Source organism: Peribacillus sp. NPDC096447 (assembly GCF_044762725.1).
Classification (GTDB): domain Bacteria; phylum Bacillota; class Bacilli; order Bacillales; family DSM-1321; genus Peribacillus.
In genome coordinates this window covers 134,641-156,391 of the sequence record NZ_JBIWEV010000007.1, presented here as the reverse complement: position 1 = coordinate 156,391, position 21,751 = coordinate 134,641, and the positions used below count along the sequence as shown (strand labels likewise).

17 protein-coding genes are annotated in these 21,751 nt (G+C 43.2%); 11 read left to right on the top strand and 6 right to left on the bottom strand.

Going from position 1 to position 21,751, the window contains the following annotated elements:
• Window position 1: 1 nt before the first annotated feature.
• A complete protein-coding gene (gltC, locus tag ACIQZD_RS22385; RefSeq protein WP_076370054.1) occupies window positions 2–904 on the bottom strand; it encodes a glutamate biosynthesis transcriptional regulator GltC in 903 nt (300 codons plus the stop codon).
• A gap of 133 nt (window positions 905–1,037) precedes the next feature.
• Here gltC and gltB point away from each other — a divergent pair, with 133 nt between their 5' ends.
• Together gltB and gltD are read left to right on the top strand one after the other, a co-directional pair.
• Window positions 1,038–5,588 carry a glutamate synthase large subunit gene (gene gltB, locus ACIQZD_RS22380; RefSeq protein ID WP_402906538.1) on the top strand — a complete coding sequence of 1,517 codons (4,551 nt, stop codon included), beginning with the start codon at window positions 1,038–1,040 and terminating at the stop codon, window positions 5,586–5,588.
• Between the two features lie 16 nt (window positions 5,589–5,604).
• Window positions 5,605–7,086, top strand: coding sequence for a glutamate synthase small subunit (gene gltD, locus ACIQZD_RS22375; protein ID WP_402906536.1), 1,482 nt, complete (start codon window positions 5,605–5,607; stop codon window positions 7,084–7,086).
• A gap of 226 nt (window positions 7,087–7,312) precedes the next feature.
• On the opposite strand, the gene ACIQZD_RS22370 is transcribed toward gltD, so the two are convergent.
• The 3 genes from ACIQZD_RS22370 to ACIQZD_RS22360 all read right to left on the bottom strand — a co-directional run bounded on the left by ACIQZD_RS22370 (window position 7,313) and on the right by ACIQZD_RS22360 (window position 9,085).
• Complete coding sequence (locus ACIQZD_RS22370; protein ID WP_402906534.1) at window positions 7,313–7,882, bottom strand: MEDS domain-containing protein; 570 nt, start codon at window positions 7,880–7,882, stop codon at window positions 7,313–7,315.
• A 144-nt stretch (window positions 7,883–8,026) separates the two neighbouring features.
• Entirely contained in the window at window positions 8,027–8,662 is a 636-nt protein-coding gene (locus ACIQZD_RS22365) for a FusB/FusC family EF-G-binding protein (protein ID WP_402906532.1), read from the bottom strand.
• A 159-nt stretch (window positions 8,663–8,821) separates the two neighbouring features.
• Window positions 8,822–9,085 carry a CD3324 family protein gene (locus ACIQZD_RS22360; protein WP_101225543.1) on the bottom strand — a complete coding sequence of 88 codons (264 nt, stop codon included), beginning with the start codon at window positions 9,083–9,085 and terminating at the stop codon, window positions 8,822–8,824.
• Between the two features lie 358 nt (window positions 9,086–9,443).
• Between ACIQZD_RS22360 and ACIQZD_RS22355 the strand changes: the two genes are divergently transcribed.
• Window positions 9,444–10,088: an SDR family oxidoreductase gene (locus ACIQZD_RS22355; protein ID WP_402906529.1), complete on the top strand. Its 645-nt coding sequence runs from the start codon at window positions 9,444–9,446 to the stop codon at window positions 10,086–10,088.
• 43 nt (window positions 10,089–10,131) lie between these two features.
• Here ACIQZD_RS22355 and ACIQZD_RS22350 read toward each other — a convergent pair whose 3' ends face one another.
• Complete coding sequence (locus ACIQZD_RS22350; protein WP_402906527.1) at window positions 10,132–10,698, bottom strand: sugar O-acetyltransferase; 567 nt, start codon at window positions 10,696–10,698, stop codon at window positions 10,132–10,134.
• Window positions 10,699–11,052: 354 nt separating this feature from the next.
• Between ACIQZD_RS22350 and brnQ the strand changes: the two genes are divergently transcribed.
• The 4 genes from brnQ to ACIQZD_RS22330 all read left to right on the top strand — a co-directional run bounded on the left by brnQ (window position 11,053) and on the right by ACIQZD_RS22330 (window position 16,474).
• Window positions 11,053–12,384, top strand: a complete 1,332-nt coding sequence (brnQ, locus tag ACIQZD_RS22345; protein ID WP_402906525.1) for a branched-chain amino acid transport system II carrier protein — start codon at window positions 11,053–11,055, stop codon at window positions 12,382–12,384.
• 373 nt (window positions 12,385–12,757) lie between these two features.
• A complete protein-coding gene (locus tag ACIQZD_RS22340) occupies window positions 12,758–13,624 on the top strand; it encodes an ATP-binding protein (protein ID WP_402906523.1) in 867 nt (288 codons plus the stop codon).
• 15 nt (window positions 13,625–13,639) lie between these two features.
• Complete coding sequence (locus tag ACIQZD_RS22335; RefSeq protein WP_402906521.1) at window positions 13,640–15,553, top strand: vWA domain-containing protein; 1,914 nt, start codon at window positions 13,640–13,642, stop codon at window positions 15,551–15,553.
• A gap of 219 nt (window positions 15,554–15,772) precedes the next feature.
• The gene (locus ACIQZD_RS22330; RefSeq protein ID WP_402906519.1) at window positions 15,773–16,474 is read left to right on the top strand and encodes a hypothetical protein; all 702 of its coding nucleotides are present in this window, start codon (window positions 15,773–15,775) and stop codon (window positions 16,472–16,474) included.
• 52 nt (window positions 16,475–16,526) lie between these two features.
• On the opposite strand, the gene ACIQZD_RS22325 is transcribed toward ACIQZD_RS22330, so the two are convergent.
• Window positions 16,527–16,646 (bottom strand): DUF4023 family protein, encoded by a 120-nt coding sequence (locus ACIQZD_RS22325; RefSeq protein ID WP_048686276.1) that lies wholly within the window; start codon window positions 16,644–16,646, stop codon window positions 16,527–16,529.
• 285 nt (window positions 16,647–16,931) lie between these two features.
• On the opposite strand from ACIQZD_RS22325, the gene ACIQZD_RS22320 reads away from it, so the two are divergent.
• The 4 genes from ACIQZD_RS22320 (at window position 16,932) to ACIQZD_RS22305 (ending at window position 21,744) form a co-directional block, all read left to right on the top strand.
• The gene (locus tag ACIQZD_RS22320) at window positions 16,932–18,308 is read left to right on the top strand and encodes a sensor histidine kinase (protein WP_402906517.1); all 1,377 of its coding nucleotides are present in this window, start codon (window positions 16,932–16,934) and stop codon (window positions 18,306–18,308) included.
• Window positions 18,309–18,317: 9 nt separating this feature from the next.
• On the top strand, window positions 18,318–18,902 hold the full coding sequence (locus ACIQZD_RS22315) for an ANTAR domain-containing response regulator (RefSeq protein WP_402906515.1): 585 nt from the start codon (window positions 18,318–18,320) through the stop codon (window positions 18,900–18,902).
• Between the two features lie 145 nt (window positions 18,903–19,047).
• Window positions 19,048–20,319 carry an ethanolamine utilization protein EutH gene (gene eutH / locus ACIQZD_RS22310; protein ID WP_402906513.1) on the top strand — a complete coding sequence of 424 codons (1,272 nt, stop codon included), beginning with the start codon at window positions 19,048–19,050 and terminating at the stop codon, window positions 20,317–20,319.
• Between the two features lie 18 nt (window positions 20,320–20,337).
• Entirely contained in the window at window positions 20,338–21,744 is a 1,407-nt protein-coding gene (locus ACIQZD_RS22305; protein WP_402906511.1) for an ethanolamine ammonia-lyase reactivating factor EutA, read from the top strand.
• Window positions 21,745–21,751 lie beyond the last annotated feature (7 nt).

Sequence of the window (21,751 nt, the reverse complement as noted above, 5' to 3'; positions counted from 1 at the left end):
TTTATTGATATTGCTCGAGAACAGAGAAGAACTTTTTGGCAAATTGGTAAAAAAGTTTTTCTGATGGAGCCAAGTCCCTGTTTTTAGGAGTGATGATGCCGACAGTCCGTTTGACTTCGGGTGTATCGATCGGGATCTTGACAGTCAGTCTTGGAATGACTTCATAAAAAGTACTGTCAGGGAGCAGACTGACTCCGATTCCGGCAGAAACGAGCCCTTTTATTGAATCCATGTCTTCACCTTCCGAGGCGATATTCGGTGCGAAACCGGCTGCTTTGCACGCTTCGAGTGCGATAGTGTGAAAGATGTATCCTTTGGGAAACAAGACGAAGGGATCATTTCGTAAATCACTTAGGCGCAGACTCTTTCTTTCAGCCAATGGGTGAGTTATTGGCAGTAAAGCGGATATGTTTTCCGTGAACAGGATATGACCTTCGATATCTGGATCGTTTGTCGGAATCGGTCCAAGGAAGGCTAATCCGATTTCGCGATTTTTGACAGCTTCCTTTAAAGAGGAATAAGATCCCTGTCTTAAGTGGAAGCCGATATTTGGCTGCTCATCTTTAAAAGCGGAAATGACGGTAGGCAGTAAATGGGTGGAAAGGCTGGTCGGGAACCCGATTTTAATGCTTCCGTGTTCAGGGTCCAAAAACTCCTCAATTTGATATTTGGCATATTCAATCGCCTGTATCGCGGTTTTGGCATGAATTAAGAAAATTTTACCAATTGGAGTTAATTGGATATTCCGGCCGATTTTCTCGAATAAAAGAACGCCAAGTTCATCTTCCAATCTGGATATTTGCCGGCTGATTGCTGATTGTGCGATATGCAGGTGCTCTGCGGCTTCTGAGACGTGTTCTCTCTCGGCGACTTCAACAAAATAACGTAATTGTCGTAGTTCCATTTATTCATCCTCCTGCCATTCATCTCAAATTGAGATGGATTCTACTAGAATTATATATTGTTTATATCGATTTGAAAACCTAGAATAAATGTAAGTGACATAACGGTGTAAGAATACGATGGGGGCGATTAATATGACATACAATCAAATACCAAAAGCACAAGGGCTCTACCATCCTGAATTTGAACATGATGCATGTGGGATCGGTTTATACGCTCATTTAAAAGGGCTTGCTACACATGACATCGTCAAACAAGGACTGAATATGCTGTGCCAGTTAGATCATCGCGGCGGACAAGGCAGCGATCCCCTTACAGGAGATGGCGCAGGATTAATGGTACAGATTCCTGATGAATATTTCAGGCTGGCATGCCCGGAAATGAACTTGCCGGCAAAAGGACGCTATGGTGTAGGCATGCTCTTTTTCTCTAACAATGATGATGAACGGAATGAAATCGAAGCTCGTTTGAATGCATTTATCGAACAAGAAGGCCAAACGTTATTAGGCTGGAGAACGGTTCCTGTTGATGCAACGAAAATCGGGGAGGTCGGCAAGGAGACATGTCCGACGATTCGCCAAGTATTCATCGGGGCAAGCGAAGGGATGACTGATGATTTAGCTTTTGAGCGTAAATTGTTCATTATCAGAAAACAAGCTGAAAACTGGGCTCGTGAACGCGGCAACCGTTTTTATTTTGCCAGCCTTTCAAGTGCTACGATCGTTTACAAAGGATTGTTGACGCCTGAGCAGGTGGATGCTTTTTATCTTGACCTTCAACAGGAGTCCTTCGTTTCGGCATTCGCTTTAGTGCATTCCCGCTTCAGCACGAATACTTTTCCTAGTTGGGAACGGGCACATCCAAACCGTTACCTGATCCATAATGGAGAAATCAATACGCTTAGAGGTAATGTGAATTGGATGAAAGCGCGTGAGCAGCAGTTTGTTTCGGAAGCATTCGGGGATGACCTGCAAAAGGTACTGCCTATTCTGGATATAGACGGCAGTGATTCCTCGATTCTTGATAATGCACTTGAATTCTTCGTGCTTGCCGGGCGTAAACCGGCACATGCGGCGATGATGCTCATCCCCGAACCGTGGACGGAAAATCCGCATATGACGAAGGAAAAGAAGGCATTTTACGAATATCATAGCATGCTCATGGAGCCATGGGATGGTCCGACGGCCATATCCTTTACGAATGGCAAGCAAATCGGTGCCATCCTGGATCGAAATGGTTTAAGGCCGGCAAGGTATTATGTGACAAAAGATGATTACATCATTTTCTCCTCTGAAGTCGGCGTGATCGATGTGGAGCCGGAGAATGTATTATATAAAGATCGTTTAAGCCCAGGCAGAATGCTTTTAATAGATTTAGAGGAAGGCCGTATTGTTTCCGATGAAGAGATCAAGTCGGAAATGGCTCAGGAAAATCCATACCAGCAATGGCTGGACGAACAGCTTGTACAATTAAGTGACGAAGAACCTGTGCTCGAAGGGGAGCCATTGAGTGATTTGTTATTCAGGCAAAAAGCGTTTGGATACACGTATGAAGATGTCCAAAAGTATTTACTGCCGGTCATTAACGAAGGAAAAGATCCACTGGGCAGCATGGGGAATGACATTCCGTTAGCGGTCTTATCAGATCGCCCGCAATCGCTATTCAACTATTTCAAGCAATCCTTTGCACAGGTAACCAACCCGCCAATCGATTCGCTTCGTGAACAGATCGTCACGTCAACGATGACATTCCTCGGTGCGGAAGGAGATTTGCTGAAACCGGATGAAACGAACAGCCGCCGCATTCAATTGGATTCACCTGTTTTGACGCCAGGTCAAATGCAGCAGTTGAAAGAAAACGCCTATCCTGAATTCAGGAGCAAAGTCATTCACACTTTATTTTCAGAAGATTTAGAGAGCGGACTTGATCGCATCTGCCGTGAAGCGGAACAAGCAATCGCTGATGGTATCAGCCTTTTGATTTTATCTGACAAGGATATGAGCAAGGAAAAGGCTGCGATTCCTTCCCTGCTGGCTGCGAGCGCCCTTCATCAAGAGCTGATTCGTCATGGGAACCGTACGAAAGTGAGCATTATCGTTGAATCGGGGGAAGCAAGGGAAGTCCATCATTATGCGTCCCTGATCGGGTATGGAGTGGATGCGATTTACCCGTACCTTGCTTATGAAACATATAAGCAGGCGGTATTGGAAGGCAGTTTGGCCATCAGCTACGAAGAAACGGTGAGGAAATATGTACGCTCGTTGACGGAAGGCATCGTGAAAGTGATGTCGAAAATGGGGATTTCAACGATTCAAAGTTATCGCGGAGCGCAAATTTTCGAAGCGGTCGGAATCGGTGCTGATGTGATTGAACGCTATTTCAGCGGTACGGCATCGCAGCTTAGTGGGATCGATTTGAAAACAATAGCAGATGAAGCGTTGATTCGCCATAGAAAAGCTGCTGCAGATTCACTTGACCAAACTCTTGAAAGCGGAAGTGATTTTCAATGGAGAAAAACAGGGGAACATCATGCTTTCAATCCGAAAACGATCCATATACTGCAATGGGCCTGCCGGAAAGGCGATTATAATTTATTTAAGCAATATTCCAACTTGGCGAATGAAGAGAGACTCGGGTTTTTACGTAATTTATTCTCGTTCGATCAAAAACGCCAAAGCATTTCAATAGATGAAGTGGAATCCGTGGAATCCATCGTCAGCCGATTCAAAACCGGTGCGATGTCATTCGGTTCTTTGAGTCAGGAAGCACATGAAACATTAGCGATTGCGATGAACCGTTTAGGGGGAAAAAGCAATAGCGGTGAAGGCGGGGAGCACCCTAGCCGTTACCAACTGGATGAAAACGGCGATGACCGCCGCAGCGGAATTAAACAAATTGCGTCCGGTCGTTTTGGAGTGAAAAGCCATTACCTTGTTAATGCCGATGAACTTCAAATCAAAATGGCGCAAGGTGCAAAGCCGGGTGAAGGCGGCCAGCTGCCTGGAAACAAAGTATACCCTTGGGTCGCAGAGGTCCGTGGTTCCACACCGGGTGTCGGCCTGATTTCACCGCCTCCGCATCATGATATCTATTCGATTGAAGATCTGGCACAGCTGATCCATGATTTGAAAAATGCGAACCGTGATGCCAGAATCAGCGTCAAGCTTGTGTCAAAAGCGGGCGTAGGCACGATTGCAGCCGGTGTGGCCAAAGGAGCCGCAGATGTCATCGTTATCAGCGGGTATGATGGCGGTACGGGTGCATCACCAAAAACGAGTATCAAACATACTGGTCTTCCTTGGGAGCTGGGACTTGCCGAAGCACACCAAACATTGATGCTGAATGGCCTGCGCAGCCGTGTAGTCCTTGAAACGGATGGAAAATTAATGACGGGACGCGATGTGGTCATGGCAGCTATCCTTGGAGCGGAAGAATTCGGCTTTGCTACAGCACCGCTTGTGGTCCTTGGCTGTGTGATGATGCGTGCTTGCCATTTGGATACATGTCCTGTCGGGGTAGCTACTCAAAACCCTGAGCTTCGCAGCAAATTCACTGGAGATCCGGATCATGTCGTGAATTTCATGCGCTTCATCGCTGAGGAAGTTCGGGAAACGATGGCTGAGCTTGGTTTTAGAACACTGGAAGAAATGGTCGGCCGCACTGACGTTTTACAAGTGAGCGAGCGGGCACAAAACCATTGGAAAGCGAAACATCTGGACTTGACGACACTACTTTTCCAACCGGAGGGGATACGTACGTATCAACTTCCTCAAAACCATAAAATAGAAGAATCCTTGGATATCCGTGAGATTTTACCTGTTGTGGAGCCTGCTTTAAATGATCAAACCCAGGTGGATATCAGCTTCCCGATTACAAACGTGAACCGTGTGGTCGGAACGATTGTCGGCAGTGAAGTATCCAAACGCTATGGTGAAGAAGGGTTGCCTGAAGATACGATCACACTTCGTTTTACAGGATCGGCGGGCCAGAGCTTCGGTGCGTTCATTCCAAAAGGGATGTCGATGTATTTGACAGGTGATGTCAATGACTATGTTGGGAAAGGCTTATCTGGCGGAAAAATCATTGTCATGGCACCTTCTGACAATCAAATCGAGGCCGGGGACAATGTAATTGCCGGAAATATCGCCTTATACGGTGCAACAAGCGGCGAGGCCTACATTAATGGCCGTGCGGGAGAACGATTTGCTGTACGGAACAGTGGAGTCAATGTCGTCGTTGAAGGAATTGGAGACCATGGCTGTGAGTATATGACAGGCGGACGCGTGGTCATTCTGGGCGACGTCGGCAAAAACTTTGCGGCAGGCATGTCAGGCGGCATCGCTTATGTACTTGCTGATGATGCGGAAGAATTCAAGGCATTATGCAATGGTGAAATGATAGAATTCGAGACGCTTGATAATATGGATGATGCAAACGAGGTAAAAGAAATGCTTTACAGCCACCTTCATTATACAGAAAGTGCCAAAGCATCGTATGTACTGGAGAACTGGGAGGATTTCGCTAAGAAATTTGTAAAAGTCATTCCGAAAGATTACAAACGGATGATCAAAAGCATCAATGAGCAGAAGCGTGCAGGGCTGACGGATGAAGAAGCGATCATGAGTGCATTTCAAGCAAATGCCGTTCAAGATAAAAAAATCACTAAACAAGCTGTGATGCAGTAAGGAAGGGGAGAGAAAGATGGGAAAAGCAACAGGATTTATGGATTATCCGCGAGAAAAACCAAAAGACCGGAATCCTCTCACTCGTTTAAACGACTGGAGAGAGTATACAGCTCCTTTCTCTGATGAAAAGTTAAGTACACAGGGAGCGCGGTGTATGGACTGCGCCACCCCTTTCTGCCATATGGGCATGGAATTGAACCGAGTCACAACGGGCTGTCCGATTCATAATCTGATTCCGGAGTGGAATGATTTGGTGTACCGCGGCAGATGGAAAGAAGCATTGGACCGTTTATCGAAAACGAATAATTTCCCTGAATTCACCGGGCGTGTCTGCCCGGCTCCTTGTGAAGGGTCTTGTACGGTGGCGATAAGCGATCCTGCCGTTACCATCAAAAACATTGAACGGACCATCATCGATAAAGGATTTGAAAATGGCTGGATAACGCCTCGCATCCCTGAAAGCAGGACCGGCAAGAAAATTGCTATCATCGGTTCAGGCCCGGCAGGATTGGCGAGTGCAGACCAGTTGAATCAAGCGGGTCATTCGGTCACGGTTTATGAGCGCTCAGACCGTGCAGGCGGGCTGTTGACATACGGTATCCCGAACATGAAACTTGAAAAAGATGTCGTTGCACGCCGAATCAAATTATTGACCCAGGAAGGCATCGATTTCATTACCAATACAGAAGTGGGCAAAGATATAACAGCCGAAGAACTGCAAGATCAATATGATGCAGTCATCCTTTGCACAGGTGCCCAAAAGCAGCGTGACCTGGTAATTGAAGGCCGCGGGGCAGAAGGCATTCACCTTGCAATGGATTACTTGACGACTTCGACTAAAAGCCTGTTGGACTCCAATTTTGAAGACGGCAAGTTCATAGACACAAAGGGGAAGGACGTCATCGTCATCGGCGGCGGGGATACAGGAGCTGACTGTGTCGCAACTGCCCTTCGTCAGGAATGTAAGAGCGTCGTACAATTCGGGAAGCATCCAATCCTTCCGACGGCCCGTACATCTGATAATATGTGGCCAGCCTACCCGAATGTGTTTTCCCTTGATTATGCATATGAAGAAGCGGAAGCGAAATTCGGTGCAGATCCGCGTCAATACTCAATCCAAACAAAGAAGATTGTAGCCGATGAAAATGGCAACGTTAAAGAATTGCACACAATCTCAATGGAAAAAATCAAAGGCGATGACGGAATGTACATTTTCAGGGAAGTTCCAGGAACTGAAAAAGTATGGCCTGCACAATTCGTTTTCATCGCAATCGGATTTGAAGGAACGGAAATGCCGCTATTAGCTCAATTTGGCGTAGAGACAGTAAATCAAAAAATTGATGCCGTTTATGGCGATTACAGAACCAATGTCGAAGGAGTTTTCGCTGCCGGAGATGCAAGGAGAGGGCAAAGCCTCATCGTTTGGGCAATCAATGAAGGCCGTGAAGTAGCGCGAGAAGTGGACCGCTACTTGATGGGCGCATCGGTATTGCCTTAATTGCAAAAAAAGGAAGTGCCATTATGGTGCTTCTTTTTTTGTAGTGAGGAATGTGGTACTCACGAGTAAATGATCCGAATTCACGAGTAAAACGACAAAATTCACGAGTAAATGGTGGAAACTCACGAGTAAAACGCCGAAACTCAAAGAGTAACTAACCCAAAAACTTTCAATAATGCAACGGAAAACAACACGCTTAGGAGATTCCTAAGCGTGTTGTTTATTATTATTTCAAACTAGGTGGCAAGTATTGTTCACAGATGATGATATCATCGTCTTTTAGGATATAAGGATGTGTTTCCAACAATATGGTTTTGAGATAGTCTGGCATTCTCTCACTTTTGTACGCACAAATTAATGGGAAAGAAAGCTGATTTACAGCTTCATCTACTGTTCTCTCAAATTCTTCTATGATGTGCAGCGGCTCTTCCAGGGTTGCCCATTCCACATGTGCCCATGATCGGAAAGAGATTTTATTTTCCACATAGGGCTGTACCATTTTATTGAAGTATTCTTCGATTGCAGGAGGATGATAACTGCCGCTTGAGCAATAGAAATCGAAGTTGTTCACAAAGTGAAGGAGCTCCATTTGATCGTTCGTTAACCGAGTGCTTAGTTCTTTATGGATAATGGGGTAAATACGGTCATTTTCAACAAGTATGACATAATCTCCCGCCGCGATGCCATCTTGGATATAACTTAAAACTTGTTTAATGTAATTTTCCATTTCGTTATAGGAATATAGCACATGAACATTTTTTTGGTCTTCAAACAATTGATTCATTTTGCTTTTCAATCTATCATTCCTTCTTTCATGTATCGCTTCAATTATACTTGAATTCTATAAGCAGGGCAAAATGAGAAATTATTAACTTAAGGCTTCGGTGCTTAACAATAAACAAAAAGCAATCCTTCGCCATTGAAGGATTGTTTTTTCGTGTTATTTCAGCCGCTCGATCAGATCGGTCATTTTATCCAAAGTGGTTATGTTCTGGTTGCATTTCATACTGTCCAGACAAATATAATTCCCTTTTTTTATGAATGTCCCTTGGACGGTTCCTTTTGTTTCAGACATGAACATCCCTACTTCTTCAAAGCGGCTGCATATGGCACAGATCCCTTTTTTGTTGGCAGGTTTAATGGTTCCATGCAATCCGGTGAGTTTATTATGATGGGGTGCAATGATGAATTTCTTTCCGGATCCGACATCATCCCAACCCAAGTATGAAATCTCTCTCAAATCGATATTTTCCAACAAAGGGGTTTTTAATTTCTTTGCTTTAGGAAATAATTTTTTTATCGTTTTTTCGGTTACTTCTTTAAATGGGATCACAAATGGCTTTACCTGTGAGAGAAAAACTTCGGCTTGTGCGGGATCTTTAATGGTATCTACTGGATCCAGCAGTTGTTTTTGCTCTTCGCACAAGTCACTGAATAAGCTTAATACTCGTTCTTTGGCGACTGTTTTCAGGGTGTTGATCACATCCTTATCGTTGGCAGTCGCGTGTCCATTTATGAGAATCTGTGTTTGGGATTTTATAAAGTTATACTGCTCGCTCCTGATAAAAGGTTCCATTTTCTTCACTCCTGTTTCTGTTGCTCGTTACTTGTCACATGATACCGTTTCTCTTTACTTTACAGAAATCGCATCTGCTTTAAAAGGGGGAAAACGACTAAGAAACATACTCGGCATACGAATAGCACTGATATCATTATCAGTGCTAATCCTGCAATTCTATTTAGAATAAACGATTTTCTTGATGGTTTCCGCGGAGAGAAAATGTTCCTCGGCTAATTGGTGGATGGTATGACCGTCTTTGAATGCATATTTTATAGAGGCATTTCGGTCATCGATCAATTCCCTTGATCCCGAACGGGTTCCCCATTTGTGATGGGCCTTTTCAGGTTTAGGAATATATATGGTTTCACCTTGCACATATTTTTGAATTTCAACGATCAGCTTTTCAGGCAAAACGGCCGTCGCTTTTACATATTTCATTTCTGCCAGCCCCTTATTCTTATTTTAGAATGAAATAAGGTGCAAAGCCGAATATTAGAAATGATAAGGCGGGCGATTAAGTTTAGCTTAATTCAACCCCATGCAAAGTATCGCCTCCAATACTAGGCTTTGCATGAGACGCTGCAGAAGGTGGCATTAACATTCTTATTGCCATCTTTACACCTCCCCTTTGTGTTTCTGAAGAACACGTATTGTCATTATTATAAAATATATAAGTGTGGTTGCCAAACTTTTTCCAATGTTAAAGATGAATAGACGGGCTGATTGTTTGATAATGTTCTGAGTCCATGAAATAATTTGAATGGAAACCAAACTAACCATTATGGGAGCTGACTTTATGAAAGTATTCGTAGTTGGGGCAAATGGGCAGATCGGTAAACATCTTGTAGATTTATTAAAAGATAGCCCGGATCATAGTGTACGGGCAATGGTTCGTAAAGAAGAACAAAGTAAGTATTTAGAGAAAAATGGAATTGAATCTGTCGTCGTCAGTTTAACTGGATCAGTGGAAGAGATTATGAATGCGGCAAAAGGCTGTGATGCCATCGTGTTTACAGCAGGGTCCGGAGGAAGCACCGGCGCTGATCAAACGCTATTGATTGATCTGGATGGTGCTGTTAAAACGATTGAAGCGGCAGAAAACTTGGGAATCAACCGATTCATCATGGTGAGTGCTTTTCAGGCCAATAATCGCGAAAACTGGAGTGAAGCAATCAAACCGTATTATGTGGCCAAGCACTATGCGGATAGGGCATTGTTACAAAGCGATTTAACTTATACGATCATTAGGCCTGGCGGTCTGGTGAACGAACCGGGGACGGGCAAAGTGAACGCCGCCATAGAATTGGAGAGAGGTTCGATTGCCCGTGAAGATGTGGCTCGAACGATTCTTGCGTCATTGACCGAAGAAAATACCTATAAGCGCTCATTTGATTTAATATCTGGTGATACTGCAATCGCGGAAGCATTGAGGAGAATTTAACGAAAAAAAGGAGGCAGAGCCACTCAGGGGGAGTGGGCTCTGCTTATTTAATTCCTTCAATATGCTTGATGACCTTCGCTGGGTTTCCACCGACAACAACGCCTTCAGGAACATCCTTTGTTACGACGGCCCCTGAAGCTACGACGGAATGATTCCCGATAGTTACACCCGGATTGATGATGGCCCCTCCGCCAATCCATACATGATCCCCTATCGTAACCGGTTTTCCGTATTCCACTCCAGAACTGCGTTCAAAGGGATCCAGCGGATGTGTGGCTGTATAGATATGCACTCCGGGAGCCAACATGCAGTCCCTGCCAATTTTCACTTCACAAACATCCAAAATGACACAATCAAAATTAGAATAAAAGTTTTCCCCGACAGATATGTTGTATCCATAGTCACAACGGAAAGTGGGTTCAATATATACATTTAGCCCAGTGGAACCTAAAAGCCGTTTCAGCAGTGCAGTTCGTTCGTCCCCTTCACTTTCCGTTGTCTGATTGTATAACCGGGTCAACTTTCTGGCATTTTCCCTATCTCTGATTAATTCCGGATCAGCGGCCATGTAAGGTTTCCCGCTCACCATCTTTTCTTTTTCAGTATTCATGTTTACCTCCTATATTCTTGGTTTTTATAGTTTGGTTAAATATTAAAATGTTTTTCCTGCAAAATAAATTGCAGTACTTTTTACTCAACTTTTCTGTTGAATCTAAATGCCTCTCTCGTTTTCATGAAAAGAAGTAAGAAAAGAAAGATTTTTCCGAATAATTAATGAAATAGCTTTGACAAACGTTCCGCCGGATTTTATAGTAAGAAGAGTTATGGATGATTCATAGTTTCATGAAGGCCCATTTTAACAGATAAGTAGAATGGTTCGAAGTTCATGTCACTTTTTTTACCGGAAATTGATGGACAACTCTTTTCTTCGTTAAGATAATTACAAAACAATGGAGGGCTCTATATGTCACAGAAAGCACCGCTGTCTTTTGTCATTGTAACAGGATTAATGCTTTTTGCTTTATTTTTTGGTGCAGGAAACTTAATTTTTCCTGCCATGCTCGGTCAATCCGCGGGAACCAATTTATGGTCGGCCAGTTTAGGATTCATCATTACTGGTGTTGGACTGCCATTCATTACAATATTGGCATTTGGTTTTTCGGGAAAAAATGATGTTCAATCACTTGCAAGCAGGGCACACCCGTTATTCGGCATCATTTTCACAGTCGTTCTTTATTTATCTTTGGGACCGCTTTTCGCGCTTCCAAGAACGGGGAGCGTATCCTATGAAATAGGGATTAAACCTTTTCTATCTAATGATGTCGGTTTTTTACCATTGCTGATCTTCACAATCATATACTTTGGAATTGCCTGTTTATTATCCATCAATCCATCAAAAATGCTGGATATCGTCGGAAAAATATTAACACCGCTATTATTGATTTTCATCGGGATTCTCATTGTGGTGGCCATTATTAACCCAATGGGTGAAATCCAGTCACCAGCGGCAGATTATTCTGATAATTCTTTCTTCAAGGGATTTAAAGAAGGATATTTGACCATGGATACGCTGGCCGGATTTGCATTTGGGATCATAGTCATCAACGCGATCAAGGATAAAGGGATAACATCAAGAAAAGAAGTGTTAGGCTTCTGTATGAAAGCCGGCTTAATAGCTGCCACCTTGTTGGTGATCGTTTACGCGTCCATAACTTATGTCGGGGCAACAAGTGTGGAAAAGCTCGGTCAACTGGGTAATGGCGGAGATGTTTTGGCCCAAGCCTCGAATCATTTTTTCGGACCGGCTGGTGCCGTGTTGTTAGGGTTGATTGTGATCGCTGCTTGCCTGACGACAAGCATCGGTTTGATAACGGCTTGTGCTACGTATTTCAATAAAATACTGCCTGCCGTATCGTATAAATCATATGTCGTCATCTTCTCCGTTTTCAGTGCGGCTGTTGCCAATGTAGGTTTGACCAAGCTCATTTCCATTACAGTGCCTGTGTTAACGGCGCTTTATCCCGTGGCGATCGTTTTGATTGTTCTTACGTTCTTCCATTCCTTATTCAAAGGGAAATCGGAGGTATATTTAGGAAGCTTATTATTAACGGCCATCATCAGCATAATGGATGGAATAGTGGCATCAGGCATTAAAATGGAAGCTGTTTCGGTTCTATTCACTCAATACCTTCCACTATATAATGTAGGAGTGGGATGGGTGATTCCTGCCATCATCGGCGGTGTATTGGGCTATATGATATACCTATTGAAAGGCGACCCTAAGGAAGCTTATTAAGGGATATCGTTCACTATACATCAATCTTGAAAGGAGCTGTCTTGATGACAGCTCCTTATTTTATCTACAAAAGTGGGTTCGGGATAGTCTTTAATGTTTTTTTACTATAATCCTTATTGGAATGAAGAAATTTGCGACACTCCTGCCGAATAACTGGCTAGCCGAGACATGAGGCTTGGCAGACAGTTGGCGGAAAGGGAGCGGATTTCTGAAATCAACTGGAACGTCTTTTGCATAAAAAAACTGCAGGCAAACTCGCTTTACTTCAAGTTTACTACAGGCTGGGAGCTGTCTTGGCGACAGCTCCTTTTCTTAGTGTTTGTTTTTAATGGGAAAGAGCCTTAAAATGTTCAGAAAGGGGTGTAGGAATACAATGAACAATGAATTACCAATAGAAATCGCAAATATATTACAAGCAAGCAAAAAGAATCCAGCTCAATTTGAGGAATTGATCAGGAGCGGCGGATATCTGCCTCCCGAGATGGAGTTGATGGTGGATGCCATCACGGCCTTAAGCATGGGGAAGAATATCCTTTTGAAGGGTCCGACAGGGGCTGGAAAGACAAAGTTTGCCGAGACATTATCGAATTTATTCAACCAGCCGATGTTCAGTGTCAACTGCTCAGTCGACTTGGATGCCGAGAGCTTACTGGGCTTCAAGACGTTGGCTTACAAAGAGGAAAAACAGGTGATAGAATTCGTACCTGGACCTGTGACCAATTCGATGAATCACGGTCACTTCCTATATATAGATGAAATCAACATGGCAAAACCGGAAACTCTGCCGCTTATCAACGGTGTGCTTGATTACAGAAGGACGATAACGAATCCGTTCACGAATGAAGTCATAACGGCAAAAGAAGGCTTTAATGTGATTGCTGCAATCAACGAAGGGTATGTCGGTACAGTGCCGCTGAATGAAGCGCTAAAAAATAGGTTTGTCGTAATTGAAGTTCCTTATATCGAAGGGGATCAGCTAAAGCAATTGATAGAATCCAATACAAAGTTGAAGGACCCAAGAAGTATCAATTTGTTCGTTAAACTGTCGAGTGATTTGATAAATGCCGTGAATCAAGGGAAGGTGGCTGAAGATGCGGCATCAATCAGGGCTTTGCTTGATGCTTGCGATCTGAGTGTGTTGATCCCTCCGAAACGGGCAATTCTTCGTTCCATTGTGGATAAGTTGGACGAGGAGCGTGAGCGTGAGTTTGTAAAGAACTTGGCTGACACATTATTCTAACTAGGAGAATGCCTCATGAAGTATATTCGGTTCAATGATTCAATAATAGATACGGCTCTTTTTTTACAGCTGCAGGATCTCTCGACTGTTTTATCCGGCATTCCTGAGCTGGAATTCGAATACAATTATGGCTCCTTCATTGATTTGATTGAGAATAAGGTCACAGCCAGCCATTTTTGGGAAAATGGAAATAAGGAAGTGAAGGAAGCGGGACTGAAAACGGACGTGCTCCTTAGAACGATAGGTACGCTGCATCATACCACAATCCAGAGCATGAAGGAGTACCAGGATAGCATCGGGGAAAGTTCACTTCCGAAGTTTGCAGCCCAATTATTCGCTTTACTGGAAGATTTAAGATTGGAAGAATTGGTGAAGAAAGAAAGGCCAGGCACGAAAAAATGGTTTTCGGTAAGGGGAGCTTACCTTAAACAATATTTTGAAAGCCAATTGGCGACGAATGTCACAAGAAGTTTTGCACTGGATGAATTATACTGCCTCATATATTTACTGCTTCAATCTGACAGGCCGGATCCTATTTTTCCAAGAGCCAATGTAAGGCAGCTTGAAGAGCTGGAGAAACTCAAACCGTTCATCCATTCCGTCTATGAAGCCACTAAAACCAGTGATATAACTAGGATTTGCGAGCAAATCGTTTTCCGTGTGAACGATGGATACGAGGATACGATGAATGAGTATTTCATCTTCCCCATTGCAAATGTGGAAAAGTATAAGGCAAATACCTTATTTGATGAACTGACTAGAAATGATGAACTGTTGAACGATGATACAGAAGATGCAGACGAAGAAAGTGAGTTCATTGATGAAAAATTCTCGACTTGGCACCGGGAGAATAAGAACGGCGAGAGTAATTCGACATTTCTTCAATTTGAATTGGAGCAGGGAACGAAAACAAGTCTGATGGGCGGCGGTGCCCGGGAAGCGGAAGATGCCGACCAAGCTCTGGCTTCAATCCAAGGTTCATCAGGGGAAAGTCAACAAAAGGAATACAATCAGCAGGAAACGCTGGAGAAGAAACAAACCAATATGGGCAAAAGCGGTGAACATCCATTTGGTGAAGAAAATAAAGACGTCGTTCAGGTAATCAAGGAAGCAAAAATTCCAACACTAACGGAAGAGAAGCGCTACCGTGAGTTTGTTGCGGATATCGAACCGTTTAAGAGAAAACTCTCCAGTACAATTGAAAAAACACTGGAAAATAAAAAGAACGCTCCAAGAAAAGATTTGGTTTTTGGCCGTTTATCAAAGAAATTACTGCCGCTTGTATTTGAAGAGAATCCTCGGGTTTTTTATAAAAAGAACCAGGATTCAAATGAAATGGATGCCGTATTCACATTGCTTATCGATTGCTCGGCGTCCATGCATAACAAGATGGATGAAACGAAACGAGGGGTGGTCCTGTTTCATGAAGTACTGAAGAAATTAAGGATCCCCCACTCGATCGTGGGATTTTGGGAAGATGCAAATGAAGTGAGAGAAGGATATCAGCCAAACTACTTCCATGTGATCCAATCCCATTCTGATTCTCTTTATCTAAACTCAGGAGCTAAAATCATGCAGCTTGAACCTGAGGAAGACAACCGGGACGGATACAGTATCAGGGTTGCCGCAATGGAATTGGAAAAAAGACGCGAAAAAAACCGTTTCTTGCTCGTGTTTTCCGATGGTGAGCCGGCAGCTGCCGATTATGATCAGAATGGCATTGTCGATACACATCTTGCTGTTTCGGAAGCCAGGAAAAAAGGCATAGAAGTCATCGGACTGTTTTTAGCCGATGGAGGTATCGAAGAAAGTGAAGAAATGACGATGAAAAACATTTATGGCAAAGAACGCCTAATGATTCCAAGCGTAGCGGAATTGCCAGAGCAATTTACACCGTTGTTAAAAAAACTTCTGCTGAAGACCATTTGAGAAATCAAGTTTCCTACGAAAATCAAGATTTGAACGGAAAAAGGAATCCTGATTAGAATGAAGGAATATAACACAGTAAGATTCAATGGGATCTTACTGTGTTTTTTGTTTTGGTGTCAGTTATTTGCATTAAGTGGATATATTGGTGGAGACTTGAAAAGACAACGAATGCGATTTCTTTTGGCGGGATTGGGGTAAACCATAAATGAGGAAGTGATCATGTTGATGAATTTACTTTTTATGTTGCTTTATCTTATAATCATTATTCTTGTTATTGAAATATCGGTTACCTTGATGAAATTGACTGGATTAAAAGGTACAGTGGCAAGATTTCAGGTTATCTCCATGCTGACGGGTACTGGTTTTACAACTGACGAGTCAAAATCGATTATTGATCATCCCGTTCGAAGGAAAATAAGCATGTTCTTAATTTTATTTGGTGCATTCTCACTTGCTGTCATCATTTCATCGATTAGTACATTGCTTACAGATGATTTACGCTTGATGGAGTTAAGCATCATTATAGGGATACTGGTGGTACTGATCGTTTTAGTGAAAGCTCCATTCCTGAATAATAGATTATCGAATAAGATGAAAAGTGAAATGTACAATCATTATGAATTATGGGAACACCCGATAGAAGAGGTCCTATTTTTAGAAGAGGAAGACGTGGTCATGGAGATCGATATTTATGAGGATTCCCAATTCATCGATGTCAAAGCATTTGATGTCATTTCAGATAGAGCCGACATCAATATTTTATTTATTGAAAGCGGAGAAGTGAAGATCAGGAAAGAGTTATATGAGTATAAAATTAAATTAGGGGATAACCTCTTTTTATATGGAAATAAAAAAGAGATAGAAGAAACATTTTCTAAAGAAATCGAAGAGATGAAGAAGAAAAAAAGTGCATCGGAGTGAAAGGAATCCCAGCCTGAAATTTAAGGCTGGGATCTTTTGAAGAAGGGCTTCATTAATGTTTTTTATTCGGTAATTTCTGAGCGGGATTCCCATTGCCTTGACGGCGCATATTGCCTTCTTCCTTTTTTTGCTGCTCTTGAATGCTTTCAACAAACTCCTTTGAACTTTTCATGGAATGTACCTCCTTCGTTATTTTCTTTTTTACTATAACCAGAAGAGGTAGAATTCATGAGTAAGCAAGGGATCTGACTACCTTGCAAAAAGTAAAGGTAGTAATATATGGACTTAAAATGGTAACTTTATTCCACAAGTGATAAGAATGTGGATCAATCGTTTTATCGTTATCTATGTTAGAATACATTACATTAGAATATTTTGAATATTGACAAAAATAGGGTCGGTATCTATAATAATCAATAATAATATCCATGAATAAACGTTTATTGGGGTTTTGCCTATGGAACGGACAATGACTGTCCGAGATTTATGTGAGTTGCATACTCATTTACTGGACAGTGATATTCAAATTCTTGAAAACCTATCAACGAATTTATCGTTGATAGCCAATTTGAATAAAGCGAATGTGTTTATTGATTGTCCGGTGCGTGAAGGGAAGCATGCCATTGTCGTGGCAGAGGCATGCGGACATTCCGTGAATTCGGTTTATGATCATCCGGTTGTCGGGAAATTTGCCTATGAGGCTTTTGAACCGGCCGTATTTTATGTATTGCGTACCGGAAAAGACATGTTTGTGAATCGGGCATTGACTCAAGAGGGAGCGATGGTCCAGCAAAGTGTAGTTCCAATCAAGGGGGAATGCAATCGGGTCATAGCCGTTTTGATCATGGAAAAGGTGATAGATGAAAAACCTGAAACTTCAAATCAGTTTGATAGGCAAGATCAACAAAATTCCTTAGTTCCTGAATTTATCGAGGAGTCCATTTTCCTGATTAATAATCAAAACCGACTTGTCTATACGAATCCTTCTGCCATTAATTTAGTATCGGAAATATGCATGACGGAATGTGTCTTAGGTGAATCCATTTTCGAATATTTTCCTGACTTTGCCGATGTTCTTGCTTCAAAAGAAGACATTTTAATGAAGGAAATGAACATTGGTAAAAAGAATTTCCAAATAAAGAAATTCCATTTGGGCAACAAGAATTCCAATGAAACGTTCATCATCATCCGGGACCTGACTGAACTGCGGGATAAAGAGAGAGAGCTGATTAGCAAATCAGTAGCCATTCGTGAAATTCATCATAGGGTGAAGAATAATTTGCAGACAGTGGCCAGTTTACTTCGGCTGCAAATGAGGATAGGGGCCCCTGAAGAAATCAAGCCCCATTTATTGGTCAGTCTGAACCGGGTGTTAAGCATCTCGTCGGTTTACGAAATCATTTTGGCAAGCAGTGAGGTCGACCATGTGGATCTGCTGGAGCTTATTAGGAAAATAGGCGATATGATTGTTCATACGGAGAATCATGCCCGTCAAAGCCTAAGCATTGAATATGGTGGTGGTGAGTTTCATTCCATTGATTCCGACATTGGCATATCTGTCGCGCTGGTGGTGAATGAGCTCATCCATAATTGTGTGAAGCATGCTTTCAAGGAAGGGTCGGAAGGGAAGATTACCGTATGCTTGCAAAAGGATGATTCTGAATTGGAAATTCAAGTTAGAGATGATGGCATTGGATATTCACCTGCAATGAAACCTTCTTTGGGGCTGGATATCATCCGCATGACGGTGGAAAATGATTTGGATGGGGAGTTTTTGATTCATCGGATTAAAGAAGGTACCCTGGCTTCTGTAAGATTTCCATACAAGAGGTAGGTGGGAGAAGTGGTCAAGAGGATTTTGGTCGTGGAGGATGAATCGATACTTCTCCTTGATATAACGATCATGCTCAAGGATGCAGGCTTCGATGTGGTTGGACATGCCCGTAATGGCGAGAAGGCGATTGAATTGGCACATGCATTACAGCCGGATCTTGTTTTGATGGATATCAAAATGCCTAAAATGAATGGGCTTAAGGCTAGCGATGTGATATCCAATACCTTTCAAATTCCGGTCCTGCTTTTAACCGCATTCAGCCAGCGTGAATATATCGACGAGGCGAAGCGGGCGAATATCGTCGGCTATCTTGTAAAGCCAATTACGGAGGCGAATTTGATTCCGGCAGTGGAGATAGCTTTGCTGCAAGCAGCCAATACAAAGAAGTATCAGGAACGAAATGCTCAATTGGATGAAACGCTCACAAATCGTAAAGTCATTGAAAAGGCAAAAGGAATCATCATGAAAAGGAAGAATGTAACAGAAGAAATCGCTTACAATAAGCTGAGAAGGCTAAGCATGGATAAGCAGCTTTCCATGGAGACGGTGGCACGACGAATCATTGCAAATGATCAAAAACAAGTAAATAAATGAAGCAATGGCGCTTTGATGGACCAAATTGGTTGTAGGCAGGCATTTCTGCCAAAAAACCTAAGTTTGGGCTATAAGAGGCGTCTTTTTTATATCCTTTTTTTAAAGTCGATAGGCCAAATCAAATCCGAATTCAGGGGGAATATGTATGGAGATGGTAGGTAAATTCGTTATTTATATCATTATGGTGTGTGCCGTTGTCGGTGCTATTGCATCGATTAAAGACAGTGAGCAAGGCTTGGGGAAACAGTTCATGGAAGGTTTGCATACCGTTGGCCATATATTTATCCCGGCAGCTGGGATCATGGCATCGATCCCTTATTTATCATGGTTCATCGATACAGTATGCGGCCCGATTTTTGCTGCGATCGGTGCAGATCCCGCCCTCGCCGCAACAACGATTTTGGCAACGGATATGGGGGGTTACCAATTAGCGGCCGAGCTGCAGGAATCATATGAAGGCTGGATCATGGCGATGATTGTCGGCTTTATGTCTGGGGCAACGATTGTATTCTCGATTCCAATGGGGCTTGCGATGCTGGAGAAGCGTGATCATAAATACATGGCACTTGGTGTCATGTCAGGAATCCTGACGATTCCGATTGGCGCTTTTATCTCAAGCGTGCTTGTGGTGGCAACGAATTCGAAAATCCGCGAAGTGATTTCCACGAATGCGGATTCTACTTACGAATTCGCGTTGAGCTATTTGAAAATTGCCCTGAATCTTTCCCCTCTTCTTATTTTTGTGGTATTGCTGGCGTTAGGTCTTTATTTCCTGCCGGATTTGATGATCAAAGGTTTCATGTGGTTTGGAAAAATATTGGATGCCGCAATTAAACTTGTACTCGTGTTTTCGATCGTGGAAATTTTCACCGGACTGTTTTCCAATGTATTTGGTGCTTGGGGTTTCCATCCGATCATGGCCGATAAGGCAGACCAGTTCCGTGCCCTGGAAACGGCGGGGTATATCGGCATAATGCTTGCAGGTGCATTTCCAATGATTTACCTGATTCAAAAATATGCAGGCAAGCCTTTGGAAGCGATGGGCGGGAAAATTGGGTTGAGCAAAGCTGGGAGTGCAGGGATATTAGCCACGGTAGCCAATATATTAGCAATGTTCAAGCTTGTTAAAGATATGCCGCCGAAGGATAAGGTCATAAACATTTCCTTCGCTGTGTGTGCGGCCTTCCTATTAGGCGATCATTTATCATTCACAGCTAACTTTCAGCCTTCCTTAATATTACCGATCATTGTCGGAAAGCTATCTGCCGGAGTGATTGGAATCGCTCTTGCTTACTGGCTGTCCGTTCCGAAAGCTTTGGAATTAGAGGAAAAGGATCGTGCAGCAGGAGTTATCGGCATAAATGAATATAAAACGAAAAATGAGGAAGAAGACAGCAATGAAATCCAAGTGGTATAAAACTGGGGTGTGATTTTAATGAATGAACAGGTGGAACGAATCATCAGTGCAGGAATTGATATTGGCACCAGTACGACGAAACTTGTGATCAGCGAGCTTTCGCTTAGGAATGTGGCGGGTGGCGGACAGGTGCCAAAAATCGAAATTACCGATAAAGAAATTCTGTATCGAAGTCCCATTTTCAGGACCCCGCTTTTATCCGAGACGGTAATAGATATACCTGCTGTTCAAAGAATGGTGGAAAGTGAATACCAAAAAGCCGGAATCACGATCGAAAACATACAAACAGGGGCTGTCATCATCACGGGGGAAACGGCAACCAAACAAAATGCAGAAGAAATGGTATACCGATTATCTAAAGCGGCGGGGGAATTCCTTGTAGCGGCAGCCGGTCCGGATTTGGAGGGAATCATTGCCGCCAAAGGATCTGGCGCCTATCAACATTCCATCAAGACAAGAAAGACTGTAGCGAACATAGACATTGGCGGGGGAACGGCGAATATTGCCGTATACCGTTCTGGCATGCTTTGCGGAACTTGCACACTGCATATAGGAGGCCGTTTGGTGGAGTGGGACGGAGCGAAGGTGAAGGTTGCTCCTTCAATAGGAAAATGGCTGAAATCAAAAGGGCACTCTCCTTTGAATGGTGATGGGGCAATCATCGCAAATGAAATGGCGAAGGTGCTTTCGAGGTTTTTGGCTGGTTCATTCACAAAAGAAGATGAACTTCTATTAGTGGGGAAGGAGCCATCTTGGACAGGAAGAATAGATGTGTTGATGTTCTCGGGTGGTGTCAGTGATTGCATCTATCATGAAGAACGGGAGGACAAAAGCTTCCGGGATATCGGCATGATGCTTGCCGCCTCTATAAAGGAAAATGAAGAATTGGCTGCATGGGAGTGGGAACAGCCCGTTGAAACGGTTCGGGCGACTGTACTTGGAGCAGGAGCACATACAACTGAAATCAGCGGAGCAACCATCGAGGTGAATGATTCTCATCTGCCAGTTCGTAATATCCCAGTCTATCGGGTCGATTTTCATGGCGTGCTTGATGATGTAACCGCGAGAATGGCACAAGCTGTTCAGGATGCGATCACAATATACGATCCCTTGCAGGAGGGGCTGAATTTTGCCTTTTATTTAACGAATTTACCTTATCAATCATTTCGGGACATTCACCGGCTCGCAGTCGCTTTTACCGAGGCACTGAAGCAAAAACCGATTCGGCAGCAGCCTCTGATCATTGTCATGGATTGTGATTATGGGAAGGCACTTGGTCAAACCATTCTAGCGAACCAATCGGATCTGCCGGTCATCTGCATTGATCAGACAGAAGTGGAACATGGTGATTATTTAGATATAGGAAGGCTGCTGCGGACAGGGGTCGTTCCGGTTGTAGTAAAAACGCTAACCTTTCACAGTTAGGAAAAGG

Bases quoted from the DNA above. Each gene is read 5' to 3' on its own strand.
- gltC (WP_076370054.1), bottom strand. From the start codon at position 904: ATGGAACTACGACAATTACGTTATTTTGTTGAAGTCGCCGAGAGAGAA.
- gltB (WP_402906538.1), top strand. From the start codon at position 1,038: ATGACATACAATCAAATACCAAAAGCACAAGGGCTCTACCATCCTGAA.
- gltD (WP_402906536.1), top strand. From the start codon at position 5,605: ATGGGAAAAGCAACAGGATTTATGGATTATCCGCGAGAAAAACCAAAA.
- ACIQZD_RS22365 (WP_402906532.1), bottom strand. From the start codon at position 8,662: ATGGAACCTTTTATCAGGAGCGAGCAGTATAACTTTATAAAATCCCAA.
- ACIQZD_RS22360 (WP_101225543.1), bottom strand. From the start codon at position 9,085: ATGAAATATGTAAAAGCGACGGCCGTTTTGCCTGAAAAGCTGATCGTT.
- ACIQZD_RS22355 (WP_402906529.1), top strand. From the start codon at position 9,444: ATGAAAGTATTCGTAGTTGGGGCAAATGGGCAGATCGGTAAACATCTT.
- ACIQZD_RS22350 (WP_402906527.1), bottom strand. From the start codon at position 10,698: ATGAATACTGAAAAAGAAAAGATGGTGAGCGGGAAACCTTACATGGCC.
- brnQ (WP_402906525.1), top strand. From the start codon at position 11,053: ATGTCACAGAAAGCACCGCTGTCTTTTGTCATTGTAACAGGATTAATG.
- ACIQZD_RS22340 (WP_402906523.1), top strand. From the start codon at position 12,758: ATGAACAATGAATTACCAATAGAAATCGCAAATATATTACAAGCAAGC.
- ACIQZD_RS22335 (WP_402906521.1), top strand. From the start codon at position 13,640: ATGAAGTATATTCGGTTCAATGATTCAATAATAGATACGGCTCTTTTT.
- ACIQZD_RS22330 (WP_402906519.1), top strand. From the start codon at position 15,773: ATGTTGATGAATTTACTTTTTATGTTGCTTTATCTTATAATCATTATT.
- ACIQZD_RS22325 (WP_048686276.1), bottom strand. From the start codon at position 16,646: ATGAAAAGTTCAAAGGAGTTTGTTGAAAGCATTCAAGAGCAGCAAAAA.
- ACIQZD_RS22320 (WP_402906517.1), top strand. From the start codon at position 16,932: ATGGAACGGACAATGACTGTCCGAGATTTATGTGAGTTGCATACTCAT.
- eutH (WP_402906513.1), top strand. From the start codon at position 19,048: ATGGAGATGGTAGGTAAATTCGTTATTTATATCATTATGGTGTGTGCC.
- ACIQZD_RS22305 (WP_402906511.1), top strand. From the start codon at position 20,338: ATGAATGAACAGGTGGAACGAATCATCAGTGCAGGAATTGATATTGGC.